Here is an 18069-nt window from a genome sequence, read left to right on the forward strand (position 1 = left end):
GTGGGTTCGCCTCCTCGGCCTCGGGTTCTACAACTGTGCGAGCTTCTCCAGCACGGGCGCGGCGGCCCGCACCTTCGCCCACTCGTCCTCGTCCAGCCCGGAGGCCAGCTCGGCGAGCCAGGCGTTGCGCTTGCGGCGGCTCTCTTCGAGCATCGCCTCGGCCTGTTCGGTCTGGGTGACGACCTTCTGTCGGCGGTCGTCGGGGTGCGGTTCGAGCCGGACCAGCCCCTTGGCCTCCAGCATGGCCACGATGCGGGTCATCGACGGCGGCTGCACATGCTCTTTACGGGCCAGCTCGCCGGGGGTGGCATGGCCGCAGCGGGCGAGGGTGCCGAGCACCGACATCTCGGTGGGGCTCAGCGATTCGTCGACCCGCTGGTGCTTGAGTCGGCGGGACAGGCGCATCACGGCGGACCGCAGAGCGTTCACCGCGGCCGCGTCGTCTGGGGGCACCTCCCGGCCGTCAGGCTGGGGGCGGGACAGTTCCGGCATGGTCTTTAGCATAACTCATTACCCTCTCTAAGGAAAGCCGAAGGGGAGTTCCCTCTGGAGATCACCCGTATGAGTGAGGACGCGGTCGAAAGTGACACACCTGACCGCTTGAGGAGAGGACCGTTGTCCATATGGGATCGCGAGTGCTCAGCCTGCGCGTGGACGGGGAGCTGCTGGAGCGCATTCAGCAGCACGCCGCAAAACGCGGAATGAGCGTCCAGGACTATGTGGTCCGGACGCTCATCCGCGAGGACTTCGACGAGCGGTTCAAATCGTCCGTCGACGAGACGGAGAAGCTGGAGGGTTGGGAACTGCTACGGATTGAATGCACTTGAGCGTGTGTAAAGACGCATGAGTGTGTCCTGAGTCGTGGTGTGGAGTACGCATGGACGCCGGGGTGGGTTGCCTGGGGGGGGTGTCAGTGGTCGCCGGTAGATTGCTGGTACTGGCCGCGGTGATGGGCGGAGGTGGGTGATGCAGCAACAGCAGTCCGGTAAAAGGCCGTTGCGGTCTCTGGCTGTGCCGTATGTGGCGTTGGGTCCGTCGGGGGTGGCGATCCGCGACCGGCTCAAGCGCCTGACCGCTCGGGACGAGGAGGTTCTTCGTGCGGTCGGTGCGTATCAGGGCGGTCTGGCCTCGCGTGACCTCAAGGCCCGTTGCAGGGACGGGCACGGTCACTGCGCCGATTCGTGGGCCGGCCGGAAGCGGGAGCTGACGGCGGTGTCGTCGTCGCGGATCGCCGGGACGATCACCAAGGCCACGCATGATCAGTGGGCGCTCGCCCGCAGATGCCAGGCCGCCCACGTCCAGAGCCTGGAAGCCGGAATCAACACGCTTCGGCGCCGCCTGTCCCTCCCGCTCGGTCAGAAGGGCACGAAGCGGGCTGCGGGCGGGTACCGGTCGCGGGGTGAGTGGTTTGGTAAGTCCCGCCGTCTGGCGATGTTGGAGGCCCGGTATGCCGGTGTTGCCGAGGACTGGCGGGCCGGCCGGGTACGGGTGGTGCGCGGTGGCCGCCGGCTGCTGAACACCCGCCACCATCTCGAAGTGGCACAGCTCACCGAAGCCCAGTGGCGTCGGCGGTGGGAGGCCGAACGCTGGTTCCTGGCCGCTGACGGCGAGTCGGGAAAGCGTTTTGGCAACGAAACGATCCGCGTCACCCCCAACGGCGAAGTCTCCATCAAGCTGCCCGCACCGCTGGCCCACCTCGCGAACGCCCGCCACGGCCGGTACATCCTCGCCTCCGCAGTGGGCTTCAGGCACCGCGGCGAGGAATGGCGGGACCGCATTGAGAGCAATCGGGCGGTGGCCTACCGCATCCACCTGGACGTGGCCCGCGGTCGCTGGTACCTCACCGCCTCCTGGCAACGCCCCGTCATCAAGACGCTCCCTTTGACCACCGCCCGCGCCCAGGGCATGGTCGGTGTGGACACCAACGCCGATCACTTCGCCGCCTACCGGCTCGACCCGCACGGCAACCCCATCGGCGACCCGCACCGCTTCTACTACGACCTGTCCGGGACCACCGGGCACCGTGACGCGCAGATCCGGCACGCCCTCACCCGCCTCCTGCACTGGACGAAGCGGACCGGCGCGCACGCGATCGGGATCGAGGATCTGGACTTCGCCGCGGAGACGACCCGTGAGAAGCACGGCCGCCGCAAGAGATTCCGGCAGTTGATCTCCGGCATGCCCACCGGCAAGCTCAAGGCCCGCCTCGTGTCCATGGCCGCCGAGCACGGCCTGGCCATCGTGGCCGTGGACCCGGCATACACCTCGATGTGGGGCGATGAGCACTGGCGCAAGCCCCTCACCAGCACGAAACGTCAAATGACTCGCCATGACGCCGCCTCGGTGGCGATTGGCAGACGCGCCCTTGGCCACACGATCCGGCGACGGACGGCACCGCCCCACGACGACCAGAGCGATCGTCGTGGGCATCGGACCGTCCAGGCCACCTCGGATGGTCGAGGGCGTGAGGAAACCCGCCCCCGCATCCCCGGACCACGCACACGATGCGCGTCGCCGGACCGCGGCACGAAAGCGGGCGACCAGTGTGCCCAACACCGTTCGGAGCACACGGCTGAGCAGCAGCCCTGGCAACAGGACTCACTCCCACTCAGCCTCTAGGAACGGTCTGGTGGTCGGCTACTTGACCNCCTCTAGGAACGGTCTGGTGGTCGGCTACTTGACCCCGAGCGCCTGCTCGATCGGGTTGAGCAGGAAGTAGACGAGGAAGCAGAGACCGACGACGTTCAGCAGCCAGGGAATCTCCTTGACGCGGCCGGTGGCCGTGCGCAGGAGGATGAAGGCCAGGACGCCGATGCCGATGCCGTTGGTGATGCTGTAGGTGAACGGCATCGAGATGATCGTCAGGAATGCCGGGATGCTGACGGTGAAGTCGTCCCAGTCGATGTTCTTGACGTTCGAGGCCATGATCAGGAAGCCGACGACGACCAGCGCGGGCGTCGCGGCCTGCGCCGGGACGACGGTCGCCAGCGGCGTGAAGACCAGCGCGAGGAGGAAGAGGCCACCGGTCATCAGGTTCGCGAGGCCGGTACGGGCGCCCTCGCCGACGCCGGCCGTGGACTCCACGAAGCAGGTGTTGGCGGAGGCGGAGCCGAAGCCGCCGCCCGCGACCGCGATGCCGTCGACCATGAGGATCCGGCCCATGTTCGGCAGCTGGCCGGTCTCGTTGTTCAGCAGCCCGGCCTCCTCGCCGACGCCGATGATGGTGCCCATCGCGTCGAAGAAGCCGGACAGCAGCACGGTGAAGACGAAGAGGCAGCCGGTCAGCACGCCGACTTCCTTGAAGCCGCCGAAGAGGCTGATGTGGCCGATCAGACCGAAGTCCGGCGCCCCGATGATCTTGTCCGGGACGTTGGGGACCGCCAGGCCCCAGGCCGCGTCCGGGATGTCGGCGACGGCGTTCACGATGATCGCGACAACGGCCATGGTGACCATGCCGATCAGGATCGCGCCCTTGGTCTTGCGCACGATCAGCACGAACATCAACACCAGGCCGATCACGAAGACCAGCACCGGCCAGCCCTTGAGCTGACCGCCCTGGCCCAGGCCCATCGGGACGGTGGTGTGCGCGGCGTCCGGGTTACGGGTCACGAAGCCGGCGTCGACCAGGCCGATCAGCGAGATGAACATGCCGATACCGATGGCGATGGCCCGCCGCAGACCGTTGGGGATCGCGTCCATCACCCGCTGCCGCAGACCCGAGGCGACCAGGATCATCAGCACCAGACCGGCGAGCACGACCATGCCCATCGCGTCGGGCCAGCTCATCTTGGGTGCGAGCTGGAGCGAGACAACGGCGTTGATGCCGAGGCCGGCGGCGATGGCGATCGGGACATTGCCGATGAGGCCCATCAGGACCGTGCTCAGTCCGGCCATCAGCGCGGTGGCGGTGACCAGTTGCCCGTTGTCGAGGTGGTGGCCGAATTTATCGACACCGGAGCCGAGAATGATCGGGTTGAGCACGATGATGTAGGCCATCGCGAAAAACGTCGCCAGACCGCCGCGCAGTTCGCGGCTGACCGTCGAGCCCCGCTCGGAGATCTTGAAGAAGCGGTCGAAGCCGTTCTTGGGGGGCTTCGGCGCCGGGTTCTTGAGGGTGTCGACCGGCGTGGTGGCCGAGGGGGACATACGGGGACCTCAGTCGGACGGGCCTGGAGCAGGCGCGGGGGCCCGAGGGCCCGGAACACGTAACAGAACATGAATAACCGGATCAGGTTGGATGAATCGACGATCCAATCCGGTCAGATCCGGAAAGGTTCAGTATGAATAAACAATGCGGTGATCGCTATCTCCGCGCGTAGACCCTTGCGGCGCACGGCCCCGAGCGCCAACCCCACTTCCCGCGCACCCCTGCCGACGGCGACCGACCGGGCCCGTAAGCTGAGCACCATGTGGAAGAAGTCCGAACTGCGCGAGGCCCCGGCGCCCCTGGAAGGCCCGGTCGTCGGCACGATCACCGGCGGCACGATCATCTGGTTCGTGCTCTTCCTCGGCCAGCTCCCCTTCTACGGCTGGTACGCCGACAACGGCCACGCCTGGTGGGTATGGACCTGCCTGGCCGGCGCCGGCCTGGGACTGCTGGGTATCTGGTACGTCCGCAAGCGCGATGCCGCGATCAAGCGCGCCGCGGCGGCCGACGCCTCCTGAGCGCACCAACCCCCGCTGTCGCCGACGCCCCGCCCGGCCAGCGGGTGAATTGCGCATTCCGCCCGTAACGTCGAGGGCATGACGGAGCGGGAACGCACCGAGATCGAGCAACCCGAACCGGGCGGCGAGCCGGCCGGACGGACCGCCCAGGCACCGGTCAACCCCGGACTGACCGCCGCCGAGGTCGCGGAACGGGTCGCCAGGGGCGAGGTCAACGACGTCCCCGTACGGTCCTCCCGCTCGACCGTCGAGATCGTCCGCGCCAATGTCTTCACCCGCTTCAACGCCATCATCGGCGTGCTGTTCGTGATCATCCTGATCGTCGGGCCGATCCAGGACGGGCTGTTCGGCTTCGTCATCGTCGCCAACACCGGCATCGGCATCATCCAGGAGCTGCGCGCCAAGAAGACCCTGGACAATCTGGCCGTCATCGGGGAGGCCAGGCCGACCGTGCGGCGCGACGGAGCCGCCGCCGAGATCCTCACCTCCGAGGTGGTGCTCGACGACATCATCGAACTCGGGCCCGGCGACAAGGTGATCGTCGACGGCGAGGTGCTGGAGACCGACAGCCTGGAGATCGACGAGTCGCTGCTGACCGGCGAGGCCGACCCGGTCGTCAAGAAGCCCGGTGAAGCGGTGATGTCCGGCAGCTTCGTCGTCGCGGGCGGCGGTGCCTTCACCGCGACCAAGGTCGGCCGCCAGGCGTACGCCGCCCAGCTCGCCGAGGAGGCCAGCCGGTTCACCCTGGTCCACTCCGAGCTGCGGACCGGCATCAGCCGGATCCTCAAGTACGTGACCTGGATGATGATCCCGACCGCGATCGGCCTGATCCTCAGCCATCTGCTCACCCTCGGACTGCCGGGCGACGCGGCCATCCGCCGGATGGTCGCCGGCATCGTGCCGATGATCCCCGAGGGGCTGGTGCTGCTCACCTCCGTCGCCTTCGCGATCGGCGTGATCCGGCTCGGCCGCAAGAAGTGCCTGGTCCAGGAGCTGCCCGCGATCGAGGGGCTGGCCCGGGTCGATGTGGTGTGCCTGGACAAGACCGGCACCCTCACCGAGGGCGGGATGGACGTCAGCGCGCTACGCGTCCTGGAGGACGGCGACGAGCGGTACGTACGGCAGGTGCTCGGCGCGCTCGGCGACTCCGACCCACGGCCCAACGCCTCCCTCAAGGCGATCATCAACGCCTTTCCCGTGACCGAGGCCTGGCGCTGCACCCGGTCGCTGCCGTTCTCCTCCGCCCGTAAATACAGCGGCGCGTCCTTCAACGACCCGGACGGCGAGAGCACCACCTGGCTGCTCGGCGCCCCGGACGTCCTGCTGCCGGCCGGTGACCGGGGCCTCGCCGAGATCGACGACCTCAATGCGCAGGGCCTGCGGGTGCTGCTGCTGGCCCGTGCCGAACGGGAACTGGACGACCCCGACGTCGCACAGCGCGCCCGGCCCACCGCGCTGGTCGTCCTGGAGCAGCGGCTGCGCCCGGAAGCCCCCGACACCCTGCGCTACTTCGAGGAGCAGGGTGTCCGGGCCAAGGTGATCTCCGGCGACAACGCGGTATCGGTGGGCGCGGTGGCCGGCAAGCTGGGGCTGCCGGGCGCGGACGCCCCGGTGGACGCGCGCCGCCTGCCCGGCGATACGGACGCGATGGCGGCCGTACTCGACAAGGGCGCGGTGTTCGGCCGGGTCACCCCGCAGCAGAAGCGGGACATGGTCGCCGCCCTGCAGTCGCGCGGCCACAACGTCGCGATGACCGGCGACGGCGTCAATGACGTACTGGCCCTCAAGGACGCGGACATCGGCGTCTCGATGGGCTCCGGCTCCGAGGCCACCCGCGCCGTCGCCCAGATCGTCCTGCTCAACAACAGCTTCGCCACGCTGCCTTCGGTGGTCGCCGAGGGCCGCCGGGTGATCGGCAACATCACCCGGGTCGCCACCCTCTTCCTCACCAAGACCGTCTACTCGGTGCTGCTGGCGATCCTGGTCGCCTGCTGGCAGATCCCCTACCCCTATCTGCCGCGCCATCTGACCCTGCTGTCCACGCTGACCATCGGCGTCCCGGCGTTCTTCCTCGCCCTCGCCCCCAACAAGGAACGCGCCCGCCCGCACTTCGTCCGCCGGGTGATGCGCTACGCGGTGCCGTCCGGCCTGATCACGGGCGCCGCCGCCTTTGCCACCTACCTGCTGGCGCGCGGCTACTACAGCGGCCCTGGCGCGCTGTCCGCCGAGACCAGCGCGGCGACCCTGACGCTCTTCCTCGCCGCGATCTGGGTCCTGGCGATCATCGCCCGCCCCTACACCTGGTGGCGGATCGGCCTGGTCCTGACGATGGGGCTGGCGTTTGTGGTCGTCCTGGTCACCCCCTGGCTTCAGGCCTTCTTCGATCTGCGCCTGGTCGGTACGACGATGCCCTGGGCGGCCGTCGCCATCGCGGTGGTGGCGGCGGTGCTGCTGGAGATCACCTGGCGGTGGGTGGACCGGCGCTTCCCGGCCTGAGGCGTCTTTCGGCATCCGGCCGGAGCGCCGGCTTCCGGGAGAGTCACGGCAGATATTGATAGGTGACGCTGTTGCTGTTGCCGGCCGGGGTGTGGACGACGACGGAGGCGGGGCCGAGCGCTCCCGGAGGGGCGGTGGCAACGACCTGGGTGTCGGAGAGCACGGTGAAGGGCGTCGGGATGCCGGCGAAACGTACGTCGTCGGTGTAGGTGAGACCGCTGCCGACGATGGTGACGCCGGTCCCGCCGGCGACCGGACCCTGGCCGGGTTTGAGAGTGCTGAGGGCCGGGGTGGGGAGGTAGCTGTAGTACGAGCCACCGAGCCCGGCCGGGCTGGTTCCGCCCGCAGTGGTCACCGTGACGGAGACGGTTCCGCTGCCGGTGGGAGCGATGGCATTGACCTGGCTGTCCGACACCACACTGGCGCCGGTCGCCGCGGTGGCGCCGAAGCGGACCACGCTGGTGAGGGTCAGATTGCTGCCGTAGACGGAGACGGTGTTCCCGCCCGAGGACGGCCCCATGGCGGGATCGACGCCGGAGACGGCCGGCGGCGCGATGTAGTAGTACGGCACCGGGGCGCTGGTGCCTCCTGGCGTGGTCACCGAAACGCTGACCGGAGCGGCCGGTGCGGCGGGGGCCGTCACCGTGATCTGGGTAGCGGTGTTGCCGGTGATGACGGCGGTGCGGCCGCCGAAGTCCACCGAGGTGGCGCCGGTGAGATTGAAGCCGTTGAGGGTGACCGAGTTCCCCCCGGCCGTCGTGCCCTTGTTGGGCAACACCGAGGTGAGGACCGGAGCCACGACATAGGTGTAGGTGACGCCGTTGCTGGTGCCTCCCGGTGAGATGACCGTGACGGCGACCGAACCCGCACCGGCTGGTGCGGTCGCGGCGATCTGGTTGTCGCCGACGACCGAGAACGACGCGGTGGCCGAGCCGAACTTCACCGAGGTGGCGCCGGTGAATCCGGAGCCGTTGACGATGACCGAGGTGCCCCCGACGGCCGGCCCCTGAACCGGGCTCAGCGAAGTGATCACCGGGGCGGCGAGATAGGTGTACGTCACGCCGTTACTGGTGCCGCCCGGCGTGATGACCGTGACGGCGACCGGTCCCGAACCCGCAGGCGCCGTGGTGGTGATCTGGGCGTCGCTCACCAGCGTGAACGACGACGCCGCAACGGTCCCGAACTTGACCGAGGTGGCACCCGTGAAACCGGAGCCGTTGATCGTGACCGCGGTGCCGCCCGCAGCGGGCCCGCTGGTGGGACTGATGCTGCTGATGACGGGGGCCAAGATGACACTCCTTCGCACTCGCGCGCCGATGCGGTGCCCCGGCCGGCGCGCACCGGCCGGGGCGGACAGCCGGGATGCTCAGACAACGGTGAACACATCACCGGCGACGACCGCGCTCGTCCCTCCAGGGGTGATGACCTGGACGTCGTAGGTGCCGGCGGCGAGTCCGGTGGGAACGACGGCGACGAGGTGGGAGTCGTCGGGGGTGACGTTGAAACTGTCGGCCGACGTCGCCGCGCCTCCGCCGGTCGGGGTGAAGGTGACATCGATGACGCTGACGAAGGAGGTACCGGTCACGGTGGTGCTCGTGCCGACCGACCCCGTCGCGGGGCTGAGGCCGGTGACCGTCGGCAGGTTGTAGTAGGTGAACTGGGTCTCGGCGCCGCCCGAGAAGCTGGCGCCGCCGGCGGTGGTGACGGTGACGTTGACGGTGTCCGTACTGACGCCGGCCCCGAATGCCGGGTGGACGGGCGGTGTGACGGTGATGTGGCCGTCGTTCACGATGGTCACCGCTCCGGCAGTGACGGTGCCTACCGTGCCGAAGGCCACCCCGCCGCCGACCACGTTCGCGGTCGCCAGCGCGCTGCCGTAGATGTCGACCGCCCCGGGAGCGATCGGTCCGATGTTGGCGACGATGCCCGAGCAGTCCGGGGTGCCGATGTAGAAGAACGGCACGGAGTTGCTGGTCAGGGTCCCCTGCGTGACGTTGACGGGGTACGAACCGGCGCACAGTGTCGGGATGGTGCAGGTGACGGTGGTGCCACCGCCGCCGACCGTGCCGGTGACCGACTTGGTGCCGAAGTTGACCTTCACGGGGGTGACGAAGCCGGTGCCTGTGATGACCAGGCTCTGTCCGTTGTGCCCCTGGGTGGGGGCTATGGAGGTGATGGTTGGCATGAGGTTTCTCCTTCGCTGGTGTTACCGGGGGGGTGCACCGGTCCGCGTCCCCGCGCATCCGGGGGTGGCGAAGTGATGCGCGGGGACGTGCCGGACTCGGGTCCAAGGGCCGCTCACGCCGGTACCCGGGAGGCCGGTGCTCTGGGAGCGGGGCGGCGTCGCCGCCCCGCTTCAGCAGTCGGGCAGTGCGGGCGGGTTGGCGCCGCAGGTGTTCGGCGTGTTGCCGCTGAACATGTCCGCGAGCAGCACGACACTGCCGGCGTTCTTGTAGATGCCGCCACCGTCGACGCCGGCGGTGTTGTCCTTGACGCCGGTGGCGACGAGCGTCAGCGCGGTGTCGGAGTAGATGCCACCGCCGTATGCGGCACTGTTGTTGTGGATCGAGGCGGAGGTGGCGGTCACGGTGCCGCCCAGGTTGGCGATCCCGCCCCCCACGCCGATACCGGCGTCACCGCGGCTGATGCCGACCGTGGTGAGGGTGAGCTGGCCGTGGGCCTCCGGGTTCTGTGACGGCCCGTCGACCTCGATGATCCGGAACGGGGCGACGCCCGGCGCCCGGGTGATGTCCGTGGCCAGCCCGGTCATGGAGATCGGCGTGGTGATGTTCGGGAGCCCCGCCGGCCCCCCGGCCCCGCCCGAACTGTGCGCGGAGGTCAGGGAGTAGGTACAGAACGGCGCGAGGATCAGATTGCCGCCGCCTGCGAGGTTGGCCGCTTTGACCGCGTCGACCAGCGCTTTCTCGCTGCACGTCACGAGCGTCGGCTCTACCGCTTGCGCAGCCGGTGCAGCGGCCACCGAGCACACAGCCATGGCGCTGGCCGCAGCCAGTAGAGGGAGAATTCGGATGGCTCGCAAAACGCCTCCTTGGACGATTTGTGAGCTACCCTCACCGGCCGAGATCTCAGCACGAAGACTCTGCTGCCGATGCCATCGGCCGGCACAGCGCCACAAAGGACCCGGAACCGGTCCTGGCGGACCTGGTTGGCTGCCACTCTTCGCTCCTCGGCCGGAGGGATGGGCAGCCCACTGGTCAGATGCCGAAAGTAACGCATTCGAGTGACATGGCCCGCAAGGTAAATGTCGGAACATCACCCCTTCGGCCGAGCGTGCGCAACATTCACCCCCCTGTTTTTTGCCGCTGCCACGAAGTACGGCCCCTATCGGCCCGATAACAGAAACCGACCGGGCATGGCGACGGCCACCGCCTCCCCTTAAAGTCGGTGCCCATGGCATTCCACACGGGGGACCTCACGTACGAGGTACTGGCCGGCACGCATCACCACTACCACCACTACCACTCCGGCAACAGCTCCTACGGGGGCGGCGACGGCGTCTTCGACTGGTGGGAGTGGCTGATCCTGATCGTCGGCGCGATCGTGGTGATCTGGGCACTCGCCAAGAAATTCAGCTCGGACTAGCCGGCGCCCTGCGACTCCACTCTCGCTCGGCCTGTGGAGGGCGGGAGATATCGCCGAGGACGACGATCCCCACGCGATGGTCGACGAACTTCTGAATGATCTCGCACCTTGGTAGACGGCATCGCCGAGGAAATCCAAGGCATCGCGTTCACCGCCGATGACCTCGCCCTCGGCGGCGCACATCAAAACGGGCACGTCATGAATCGTCTGCCGCCGAACGATCGGCCCCCGTCGCATCACGACGGGGGCCGATCTCCTTTTTCCGCTCCGTCAGTCGAACCAGCGCGCCCGCGCCAGCTCGTCCCCCCGCTCCGGGTCCTCCAGCAGTGCCGCGACCTCGAAGCGGCGTGGCCACTGGGCCGTTGCCCAGGCGAGGCCGGCGGCCACGCCCTCCAGGGTTGCGGCGTGCAGGGTGCCGTCGGGGGTCCAGCGCCAGTCGAGTTCGGCGGTGTCGTCGGGGCCGTCGCCGACGATCAGTTCCTCGTGTTCCAGGTACGACTGCGGGGTGGCGGCGCCGAGCAGTGTCCGTACGGTTTCCGGGACCTCGTGGCGGACGCCCTCGGAGTGGACCTCGGCGCTGACCGCCTCGCTGAGCCGGCGTACCTGCAACAGCTCCGCCAGTTCGGCGGCGCGGGCCGGGCGGACCGGCAGCAGGGGGAGCCCGGTGGCGAGGGGCATCAGGTCCGGGGCGTCGGCGACCACGGCGTCCGCGGCGTCCACCACCCGGACCTCCTCGTCGAGTACGGCCCGCAGTTCGTCGGGCAGCGTCACCTGATCGGGGTCCAGGTCGGCCAACATGCCGTAGAGCGCGTGCAGTTGGGCCCTGCCGACGGTCAGGTCCGGGTCGGCGAGCCGGGCCAGCAGTTCCGCCGCGCCGCCCGGCTCGTCCAGGAGCGCCAAGACCGAGGTCCGTACGCCGAGCGCCCGCAGCACCTGGGCGTCGACGTCACCGGCGTCCGCGGACTCGTAGAGGCCGGCCAGCAGGTGATCGCCGCCCGCCGCGCGCAGACCGGCGGGGCGGCGGCCGTCCAGCACCGGGTGGCCGCGCAGCCACCAGGCGGTGTACGGGCGGACGGACTCGGTGGTGCCGTCGGGGAGCAGTACCCGTACGGGGGCGGTCAGGGCGTCGCGCAGGGGTGGCTGGGACAGCATCTCCAGGACCTGCGGCCAGGCGTCGTCGTCGACCAGATCGAGGTCGCGGACGGCCACCAGTTCGGTGACGACCGGCGGGACCGGGGTCTCCGGCAGGGCGTCGAGGATGTCCTCGCACCACACGTCGACGGCGTCCAGCAGCCCGACGTCGTCCGGCTCGGCGAAGTCCCCGTCCCGCGGCTCCATTTCGTCCGGATCCAGCACCACATCGGTGGCCCGTACGAGGGCGAAGGCGGCCAGCACACCGACCGCGGTCAGCGGCTGCTCGCCCCACCGGGCGGCCAATTCCGCGTCGCATGCCGCGAGTTCACCCTCCCGGATGACCCGTTCGAAGGCGCTTCCCGGGTACACCAGCTCACCCGCCGGCGCCAGCTCGCCGTCCTCGTCGGGCAGCGCGAGCGCGCCCAGCCACGGTTCGTCACCGGGCGAGAGATTGGCGTCCCTGACCAGCCCGAGCACGGTCTCCGCCAGCTCCTCGGCGCCCAGCGGGGCCCCCACTCCGGCGTCGAACTCATCGGCGAAGACGTCGTACGCGTCCTCGTCCGCGTCCAGCGAGTTCTCCACGGCCGCCCGCACCTGGGGCGTGGTGAGCACCGCGCGCGGCGCGGCCGGGGTGGCGCCCAGCTTCTCCAGCAGCGGGTGCACCGCCTCGGGGTGGGCGACCTTCAGCCCGAGCCGGGCGAGCGTACGGTGCCGGGCCGCGGCGTCGCCGCCCTCCTCCGGACCGCCCCCGGGCAGCGGCAGCAGCACCTGACGCGGCCCGATCGTGGTGCGTACGCCGCCGTTCTCCCCGCCCGGCCCCTGGCCCGCCGTGCCCGCCAGCGGCACCGGCAGCCCGCTGAGCCGGTCCGGGTCGGTGCCGGCCAGCGCGTCGTAGAGCCGCCACCACCAGCGCGGCGACCGCTCGACGCCCGCCAGCCGGTCGATCATCTCGCTGAGCGGTACCCGCGCCACGCCCAACGCCCGCAGCTCCGGCCGCCGTTCCAGCCCGGCCGGCAGCAGGCTGGGGAAGAGCTCGGCCAGCACCCCGACCGTCGCCGCGCCCGCGCCCTCCACCACCTCGGCGTCGACGGGCCGCAGCACATAGCGCTCCACGCCGCCCTCGTCCGCATCCCACTCGTCCTCCGGCGGGGCCTTCGGTGCGCCCCCGGCCGGCGCGCCCGCGCTCGGCAGGAACCGCACCCGCGGCAGCAGTTCCAGCACCTGCCGGCGCAGCTCACCGTCCAGACCGCCCTTGCCCAGCGGTCCCGGCACCAGATCGAGGGTGCCGACCGACACCGGCTGCCAGTCACCCAGCAGCGCCGCGTACGTCGCGGCCGCCCGCCCCACCAGGAAGTCCGCCAGCGGCCCCGGCGCGACATGCCGACGGGTCGGCTCCAGCGGGAACGACGCGATCAGCAGCGCGGGCAGCCCCAGCGGCTCGTCGGTCGGCGTCGGCGCATGCACCACCGGCGCCGTCCCCGGCCGCACCGGCGCGCCCTCGTCGTCCACCGGCACCGCCCAGGTCACCGACCAGGCCGGCCGCAGCCGCTCCTCGATGGGGCGGTCGGCGAGCAGCGCCGGGTCCAGCGGCCCGCCGTCGCTCGCCACCCGCCACCGGGTGGCTCCCCGCTCGCTGTCCTCGATCAGGACATGGGCGCCGTCCTGGCTGCGCCTCAACTCCCGTACGCCCTCCGGGGTCTCGACGATCACCTCGGCCAGCCCCGGCAGCGTCAGCAGCAGCGCCGCGTCGATCCCGGCCAGCAGCCGCTCGGCCAGGTCCTGCGCCGCGCCGTCGCGCAGCGGCAGGACGACGGCGGTGTCGTACCCGTCGGGTGCCGTGCCCTCCGCCGGCAGTGGCAGCCGCAGCAGCGGTACATGCCCGTCGCGACGGCGCAACTCGCCGCCCAGGCCGGGGCTGTGGGCGGCCACCTCCTGCGTCAGCGCCTGCGCCTCGACCAGCGACCAGCGGACGCCGCCGGTGCGCCCCACGAGCGCCGGCTCATCGCTGACGGACAGCACCGCGGCGAAGCCCACGCCGAACCGGCCGACCGCGCCGGCCGCCACACTGGGCTCCCGCTTCGCGGAGGCGCGCAGCGTCGACAGCGACTCGACGCCGGTCGCGTCCAGCGGCGCACCGGTGTTGGACGACACCAGCACGGCGGGCGCGCCCCCGTTGGCCGCGTGCAGGGTCAGCCGCAGCCGGCCGGGGACACCGGCGCGGGCCGCCGCGTCCGCGGCGTTCTGCGCCAGCTCCACGACGAGCCGGTCGCGGTAGCCGCCGAGCGCGAGGTCCTCCTCGGCGTTGGCGTCCTCCCGGAACCGGGCCGGCGAGGCGGCCCAGGCGTCCAGCACGCCACGCCGCAATCGGGCCGTCCCGAACGGGTCTCCGGCTGCGCCTCGCACCCACGACGTAGCTGTCACTGTCCGTCTCCCTTGAAGCGTGTGTCCGTGGGCCGACGGTATCGCCCCACGTCGGCGGGTGGCCCGCCATGTGTGTCCCGCCTTCGGCGCGGGGTGGTGTGTGGGGTGGGGCCCCGGTGTGTGAGGGGTGGCGGGGCCACACCCTGGTGGGGGTGAGGGCGGAAACAGCAGAAGCTCGGCTGCGTGCCACGACGCGACCGAGCTTCCGGTTTTTCACACCGTCACGCCCAACGAACCCCTCAGCTGTGGCCGAGCTCCTCGGCAGGTCCGGTCTCCTCCACCGAGCCACCGTCCCGCTCGGGCCGGAGCGACAACGGCTCCACCACCGTCTCGTCCAGAACCGGCTCGGCCGGCCGCGGCGGCTTCGGCATGACGGCGGCCTCGGAATGGGCGCCGCACCCGTACGCGAGCGAGACCACCCGCCCGTCCGCCGGGGCGAACTCATTGGCGCAGACGCCGAACGCCTGGCGCAGGGAGCCCGCCATCGGGGCAAGGAAAGCGCAGGTCATGCAGGTGGCGGGGGCCGCCTGAGCCATCGGGGTCTTGGCTCCGTAGGCCTCTTCCCAGCGGTCGGCCGCGACGTGCAGGCCGTAGCGGGACAGGACCCGGGCGCGGCGCATGCCCAGCTCCTCGGCGACCGCCGCGATACTGCCCCGCTCGGGGGCGGGCTGGACCGCCGGCGAGCCCGGGAGGACGTCCGCCTCCTCGGTGTCCGCGACCTCGGCGGCCATCCCCTCGGCGATCACGGAGTTCGGCGCCGGGGTGTCCGCTCCGGTGTAGCCGGGCTCCAGGCGCAGGTCGTCGGCCTCGGTGGGCAGCAGATCGCCGGGGCCCATGTCGCCGGGGCGCAGCCGCTCGCTCCAGGGCACCCACTCCGGCGCGAGCAGCGCGTCGGGGCCGGGCAGCAGGACCGCCTCGTCCAGCGTGACGATCTTGGCGCGGGAGGCCCGGGCGACCGTCACGGCCCAGCGCCAGCCCCGGTAGCCGGGCTCGTTGCAGGTGAAGAGGTGGGTGACGACGCGGTCTCCGTCGGCGACGGCATCGATGTGCTCGCCGACCGTGCCGGGCTGTGCGGCTTCCTCCGCCGCCTCCCGGGCAAGGTCGACCGCCTCGGCGCACAGGCGGTCAGGGGTACGGCTTCGCATCGCAGCACTCACAAGAATCGATTCTCTCTTCTACGCCGTCTCACGAGTGCGCCAGCCGGAGCTGTCCTTGTCCTGTCCGGACGACCGGCGGGGCCGGGGCGGGCGGAGCGGACCAGGGGACCGCGTCGACGTCCGCGCCCGGTCGTTTCGGTCGAGCGCACCTCTTACGTCCTATTCTGCGGGATCGCGAGGAGGCACGCGGCCAAAAACAACCGCCGGTGGCGCGCTACACACGCTACCCCTTCAACGGTGTACGACCCCTCGGTGGGAGCGCCAAATGTCAGCGGCAGCGACTGCGGGCCGGTACGCCCCGCGCGGCAGTACGGAGAAAGTGCCCTCTCCTGGGCGAGTTGGGGCACTATGGCCAGGTAGCTGCCGCACGGGCGTCAAAGGTGTCGAAGGTGGCGAAGGCATCGCGGAAGTCGTCAGGGATGTCGCGCGCATCGACGCGCGGCGGGTACGGAGAGCGCCGGGGCCGCCGGGCGGGCCGGGCCGTCGGCCGGGCGCTGCACCGGCCGTTCACCGGTGCGGCGCGGGGCATACGGCGCGCGACGCATGCGCACGGCGCGGGCGAGTCCGGGCTGGGCAAGCTGATCGAGCTGCATGCGGTGAACTCCGCGGGCGACATGCTGATCACCGTCGCGCTGGCCTCGACGGTGTTCTTCTCGGTGCCGACGCACGAGGCGCGGGGCCGGGTGGCGCTGTATCTGGCGGTCACCATGGCTCCGTTCGCGCTGCTCGCACCGGTGATCGGGCCGTTGCTGGACCGGGTGCCGCACGGCCGCCGGGCGGCGATGGCGGCCGCGATGCTGGCGCGGGCGCTGCTGGCGCTGACGATGTCGGGCGCGGTGGCCACCGGCGGCCTGGAGCTGTATCCGGCGGCGCTGGGTGTGCTGGTGTCGTCGAAGGCGTACGGCGTGGTGCGCAGCGCGGTGGTGCCACGGCTGCTGCCGCCGCGGATCTCGCTGGTCAAGGCCAATTCGCGGGTGACGCTCGCCGGGCTGCTGGCGACCGGGGTGGCGGCACCGGCCGGCGCCGGGCTGCATCTGATCGGGCCGAGCTGGCCGCTGTACGGGGCGTTCGTGGTGTTCGCGACCGGTACGTTCCTGTCGTTCTCGCTGCCGCACAAGGTCGACTCGGGCAAGGGCGAGGCCCGGGCCCGGCTGGCGTCCCGGGACGTGTCGGCGGGGCCGGCGGGCGCCGAGCGCAAGCCCGGGCTGCGTACGGTCGGCCCGTCGGTGCTGCACGGTCTGCAGGCCAATGCCTCCCTGCGGGCGCTCTCCGGGTTCCTGACGTTCTTCCTGGCCTTCCTGCTGCGCGAGCATCCGCTGGGCGGGCTGGGCCCGGCGGCCTCGCTCGGGCTGGTGGTGGGGGCGGCCGGTATCGGCGGTGCGCTGGGGACCGCGGTCGGTGCCTGGCTGAAGGCCCGCGGGCCGGAGCCGATCATCGCGGCGATGCTGGGGCTGGCGCTGTGCGCGACGGTGTCCGCGGCGGTGTTCTACGACACGGTGGCGGTGGTCGTGGTCACCGCCGCGGCGGCCACCGCGGGGCTGTGCCAGGCGCTGGCCAAGCTGTCGCTGGACGCGATGATCCAGCGCGATGTGCCCGAGGAGGTGCGGACGTCCGCGTTCGCCCGGTCCGAGACGGTGCTGCAGATGTCGTGGGTGGTGGGCGGCGCGATCGGCATTTCGCTGCCGCTGATCGGCGTGGTGGGGATGTCGGTGGCCGCGGGGCTGGTGGCGCTGGGCGTGGTGCTGGCCGTACGGGGGCTGCTGAGCGCGGCCCGGCGGGGCGGTACGCCGACCCCTCGGGTGGCCTGACATCCGAGGGGTGGCGCGGCACGCCGCACCCGCGCGTGGCGTGGGCCGGGGCGCCAGATAGCCTGCCCGTATGACCGCTGCGTTGATCTCCTGGGGCAAGGGCCGCCGTGCCGCTGCCGCCATCGGTGCCGTGTCCCTGGGTCTCATCACCCTCTCCGCCTGCGAGAAGCCGACCGCGCTCGCGACCGTGACCGTCGGGTCGACAACGGTCACGGCCGAGGCCACCCCCGGCTGTGACGGAGACGGCGAGGTCCTCTCCAAGAAGGCCATCGCGGCCTGCATCACCAAGAAGGGCGGCAAGACGATCACCGTCCACCCCGGTGAGAAGGTGCGCGTCGCCGTCGACCCCGAGGTCGCCAAGTCCGGCTGGATCGTCATCGGCGGCGGCCCGGTCATGCGGGAGCCCAGCAAGGAGACGTACCGCAGCTTCGACGCGGACACCCTCTTCATGCAGCAGAACCCGCAGACCGGCCAGACCACGTACACCAAGAACGTCACCCTCCAGGTCGCGGAGCTCGGCGACGGCGACGGCCCCAAGACGATGTGGCACTTCACGCTGAAGCAGAAGGACTGAGTGCGCTGATCGACGAGGTCCGGTGGCAGGCTGTGAGGGCTGTCTGATGCGGGTCCTGGTCGTCACGGCGGTGGCCGCCGAGCGCGACGCGGTGTGTGCCGCGGCGGGGACCTGCGAGGAGGCGGTGCTGCCGGGCGGGTACGCGCTGCGGCGCGCGTCGGCGCGGCCGGTGGCGCTCGATGTGCTGGCCGCCGGTGTCGGTCCGGCCGCC

The 18069-nt window shown here is 71.0% G+C and carries 13 protein-coding genes and 2 pseudogenes; 8 read left to right on the top strand and 7 right to left on the bottom strand.

Annotated features, from left to right (window positions below; translation table 11 throughout):
- Positions 1–27: 27 nt before the first annotated feature.
- Positions 28–492, bottom strand: a complete 465-nt coding sequence (locus DY245_RS08550; RefSeq protein ID WP_128505212.1) for a MarR family winged helix-turn-helix transcriptional regulator — start codon at positions 490–492, stop codon at positions 28–30.
- A gap of 131 nt (positions 493–623) precedes the next feature.
- Between DY245_RS08550 and DY245_RS08555 the strand changes: the two genes are divergently transcribed.
- Positions 624–827, top strand: coding sequence for a ribbon-helix-helix protein, CopG family (locus tag DY245_RS08555; RefSeq protein WP_128505215.1), 204 nt, complete (start codon positions 624–626; stop codon positions 825–827).
- 139 nt (positions 828–966) lie between these two features.
- Positions 967–2619, top strand: a pseudogene (locus DY245_RS08560) (IS200/IS605 family accessory protein TnpB-related protein).
- A gap of 54 nt (positions 2620–2673) precedes the next feature.
- On the opposite strand, the gene DY245_RS08565 reads toward DY245_RS08560, so the two are convergent.
- Positions 2674–4146 carry an NCS2 family permease gene (locus DY245_RS08565; RefSeq protein ID WP_128505219.1) on the bottom strand — a complete coding sequence of 491 codons (1473 nt, stop codon included), beginning with the start codon at positions 4144–4146 and terminating at the stop codon, positions 2674–2676.
- Between the two features lie 261 nt (positions 4147–4407).
- Between DY245_RS08565 and DY245_RS08570 the strand changes: the two genes are divergently transcribed.
- Both DY245_RS08570 and DY245_RS08575 read left to right on the top strand, forming a co-directional pair.
- A complete protein-coding gene (locus DY245_RS08570) occupies positions 4408–4665 on the top strand; it encodes a DUF2530 domain-containing protein (RefSeq protein WP_128505221.1) in 258 nt (85 codons plus the stop codon).
- A 78-nt stretch (positions 4666–4743) separates the two neighbouring features.
- The gene (locus DY245_RS08575) at positions 4744–7161 is read left to right on the top strand and encodes an HAD-IC family P-type ATPase (RefSeq protein WP_128505223.1); all 2418 of its coding nucleotides are present in this window, start codon (positions 4744–4746) and stop codon (positions 7159–7161) included.
- A gap of 43 nt (positions 7162–7204) precedes the next feature.
- Here the strand turns inward: DY245_RS08575 and DY245_RS08580 are convergent, their stop codons facing one another.
- From DY245_RS08580 to DY245_RS08590, 3 genes are all read right to left on the bottom strand, one after another.
- Positions 7205–8449 (bottom strand): IPT/TIG domain-containing protein, encoded by a 1245-nt coding sequence (locus tag DY245_RS08580; protein WP_128505225.1) that lies wholly within the window; start codon positions 8447–8449, stop codon positions 7205–7207.
- Between the two features lie 78 nt (positions 8450–8527).
- On the bottom strand, positions 8528–9346 hold the full coding sequence (locus DY245_RS08585) for an IPT/TIG domain-containing protein (protein WP_128505227.1): 819 nt from the start codon (positions 9344–9346) through the stop codon (positions 8528–8530).
- A 171-nt stretch (positions 9347–9517) separates the two neighbouring features.
- Positions 9518–10099, bottom strand: coding sequence for a hypothetical protein (locus DY245_RS08590; RefSeq protein ID WP_244942918.1), 582 nt, complete (start codon positions 10097–10099; stop codon positions 9518–9520).
- 473 nt (positions 10100–10572) lie between these two features.
- Here DY245_RS08590 and DY245_RS08595 point away from each other — a divergent pair, with 473 nt between their 5' ends.
- Positions 10573–10764: a hypothetical protein gene (locus tag DY245_RS08595; RefSeq protein ID WP_128505229.1), complete on the top strand. Its 192-nt coding sequence runs from the start codon at positions 10573–10575 to the stop codon at positions 10762–10764.
- Between the two features lie 270 nt (positions 10765–11034).
- On the opposite strand, the gene DY245_RS08600 is transcribed toward DY245_RS08595, so the two are convergent.
- Together DY245_RS08600 and DY245_RS08605 are read right to left on the bottom strand one after the other, a co-directional pair.
- On the bottom strand, positions 11035–14319 hold the full coding sequence (locus DY245_RS08600) for a sacsin N-terminal ATP-binding-like domain-containing protein (RefSeq protein ID WP_244942919.1): 3285 nt from the start codon (positions 14317–14319) through the stop codon (positions 11035–11037).
- A 239-nt stretch (positions 14320–14558) separates the two neighbouring features.
- Positions 14559–15464 (bottom strand): DUF3027 domain-containing protein, encoded by a 906-nt coding sequence (locus DY245_RS08605; RefSeq protein ID WP_128505231.1) that lies wholly within the window; start codon positions 15462–15464, stop codon positions 14559–14561.
- A gap of 431 nt (positions 15465–15895) precedes the next feature.
- On the opposite strand from DY245_RS08605, the gene DY245_RS08610 reads away from it, so the two are divergent.
- The 3 genes and pseudogenes from DY245_RS08610 to DY245_RS08620 form a co-directional block, all read left to right on the top strand.
- A complete protein-coding gene (locus tag DY245_RS08610) occupies positions 15896–17284 on the top strand; it encodes an MFS transporter (protein ID WP_128505241.1) in 1389 nt (462 codons plus the stop codon).
- A gap of 70 nt (positions 17285–17354) precedes the next feature.
- Positions 17355–17858: a hypothetical protein gene (locus DY245_RS08615; RefSeq protein ID WP_128505233.1), complete on the top strand. Its 504-nt coding sequence runs from the start codon at positions 17355–17357 to the stop codon at positions 17856–17858.
- A gap of 46 nt (positions 17859–17904) precedes the next feature.
- Positions 17905–18069: pseudogene (locus DY245_RS08620) on the top strand (futalosine hydrolase); the annotation flags it as partial.

The organism is Streptomyces inhibens, from assembly GCF_003389455.1.
Taxonomy (GTDB): domain Bacteria; phylum Actinomycetota; class Actinomycetes; order Streptomycetales; family Streptomycetaceae; genus Streptomyces; species Streptomyces inhibens.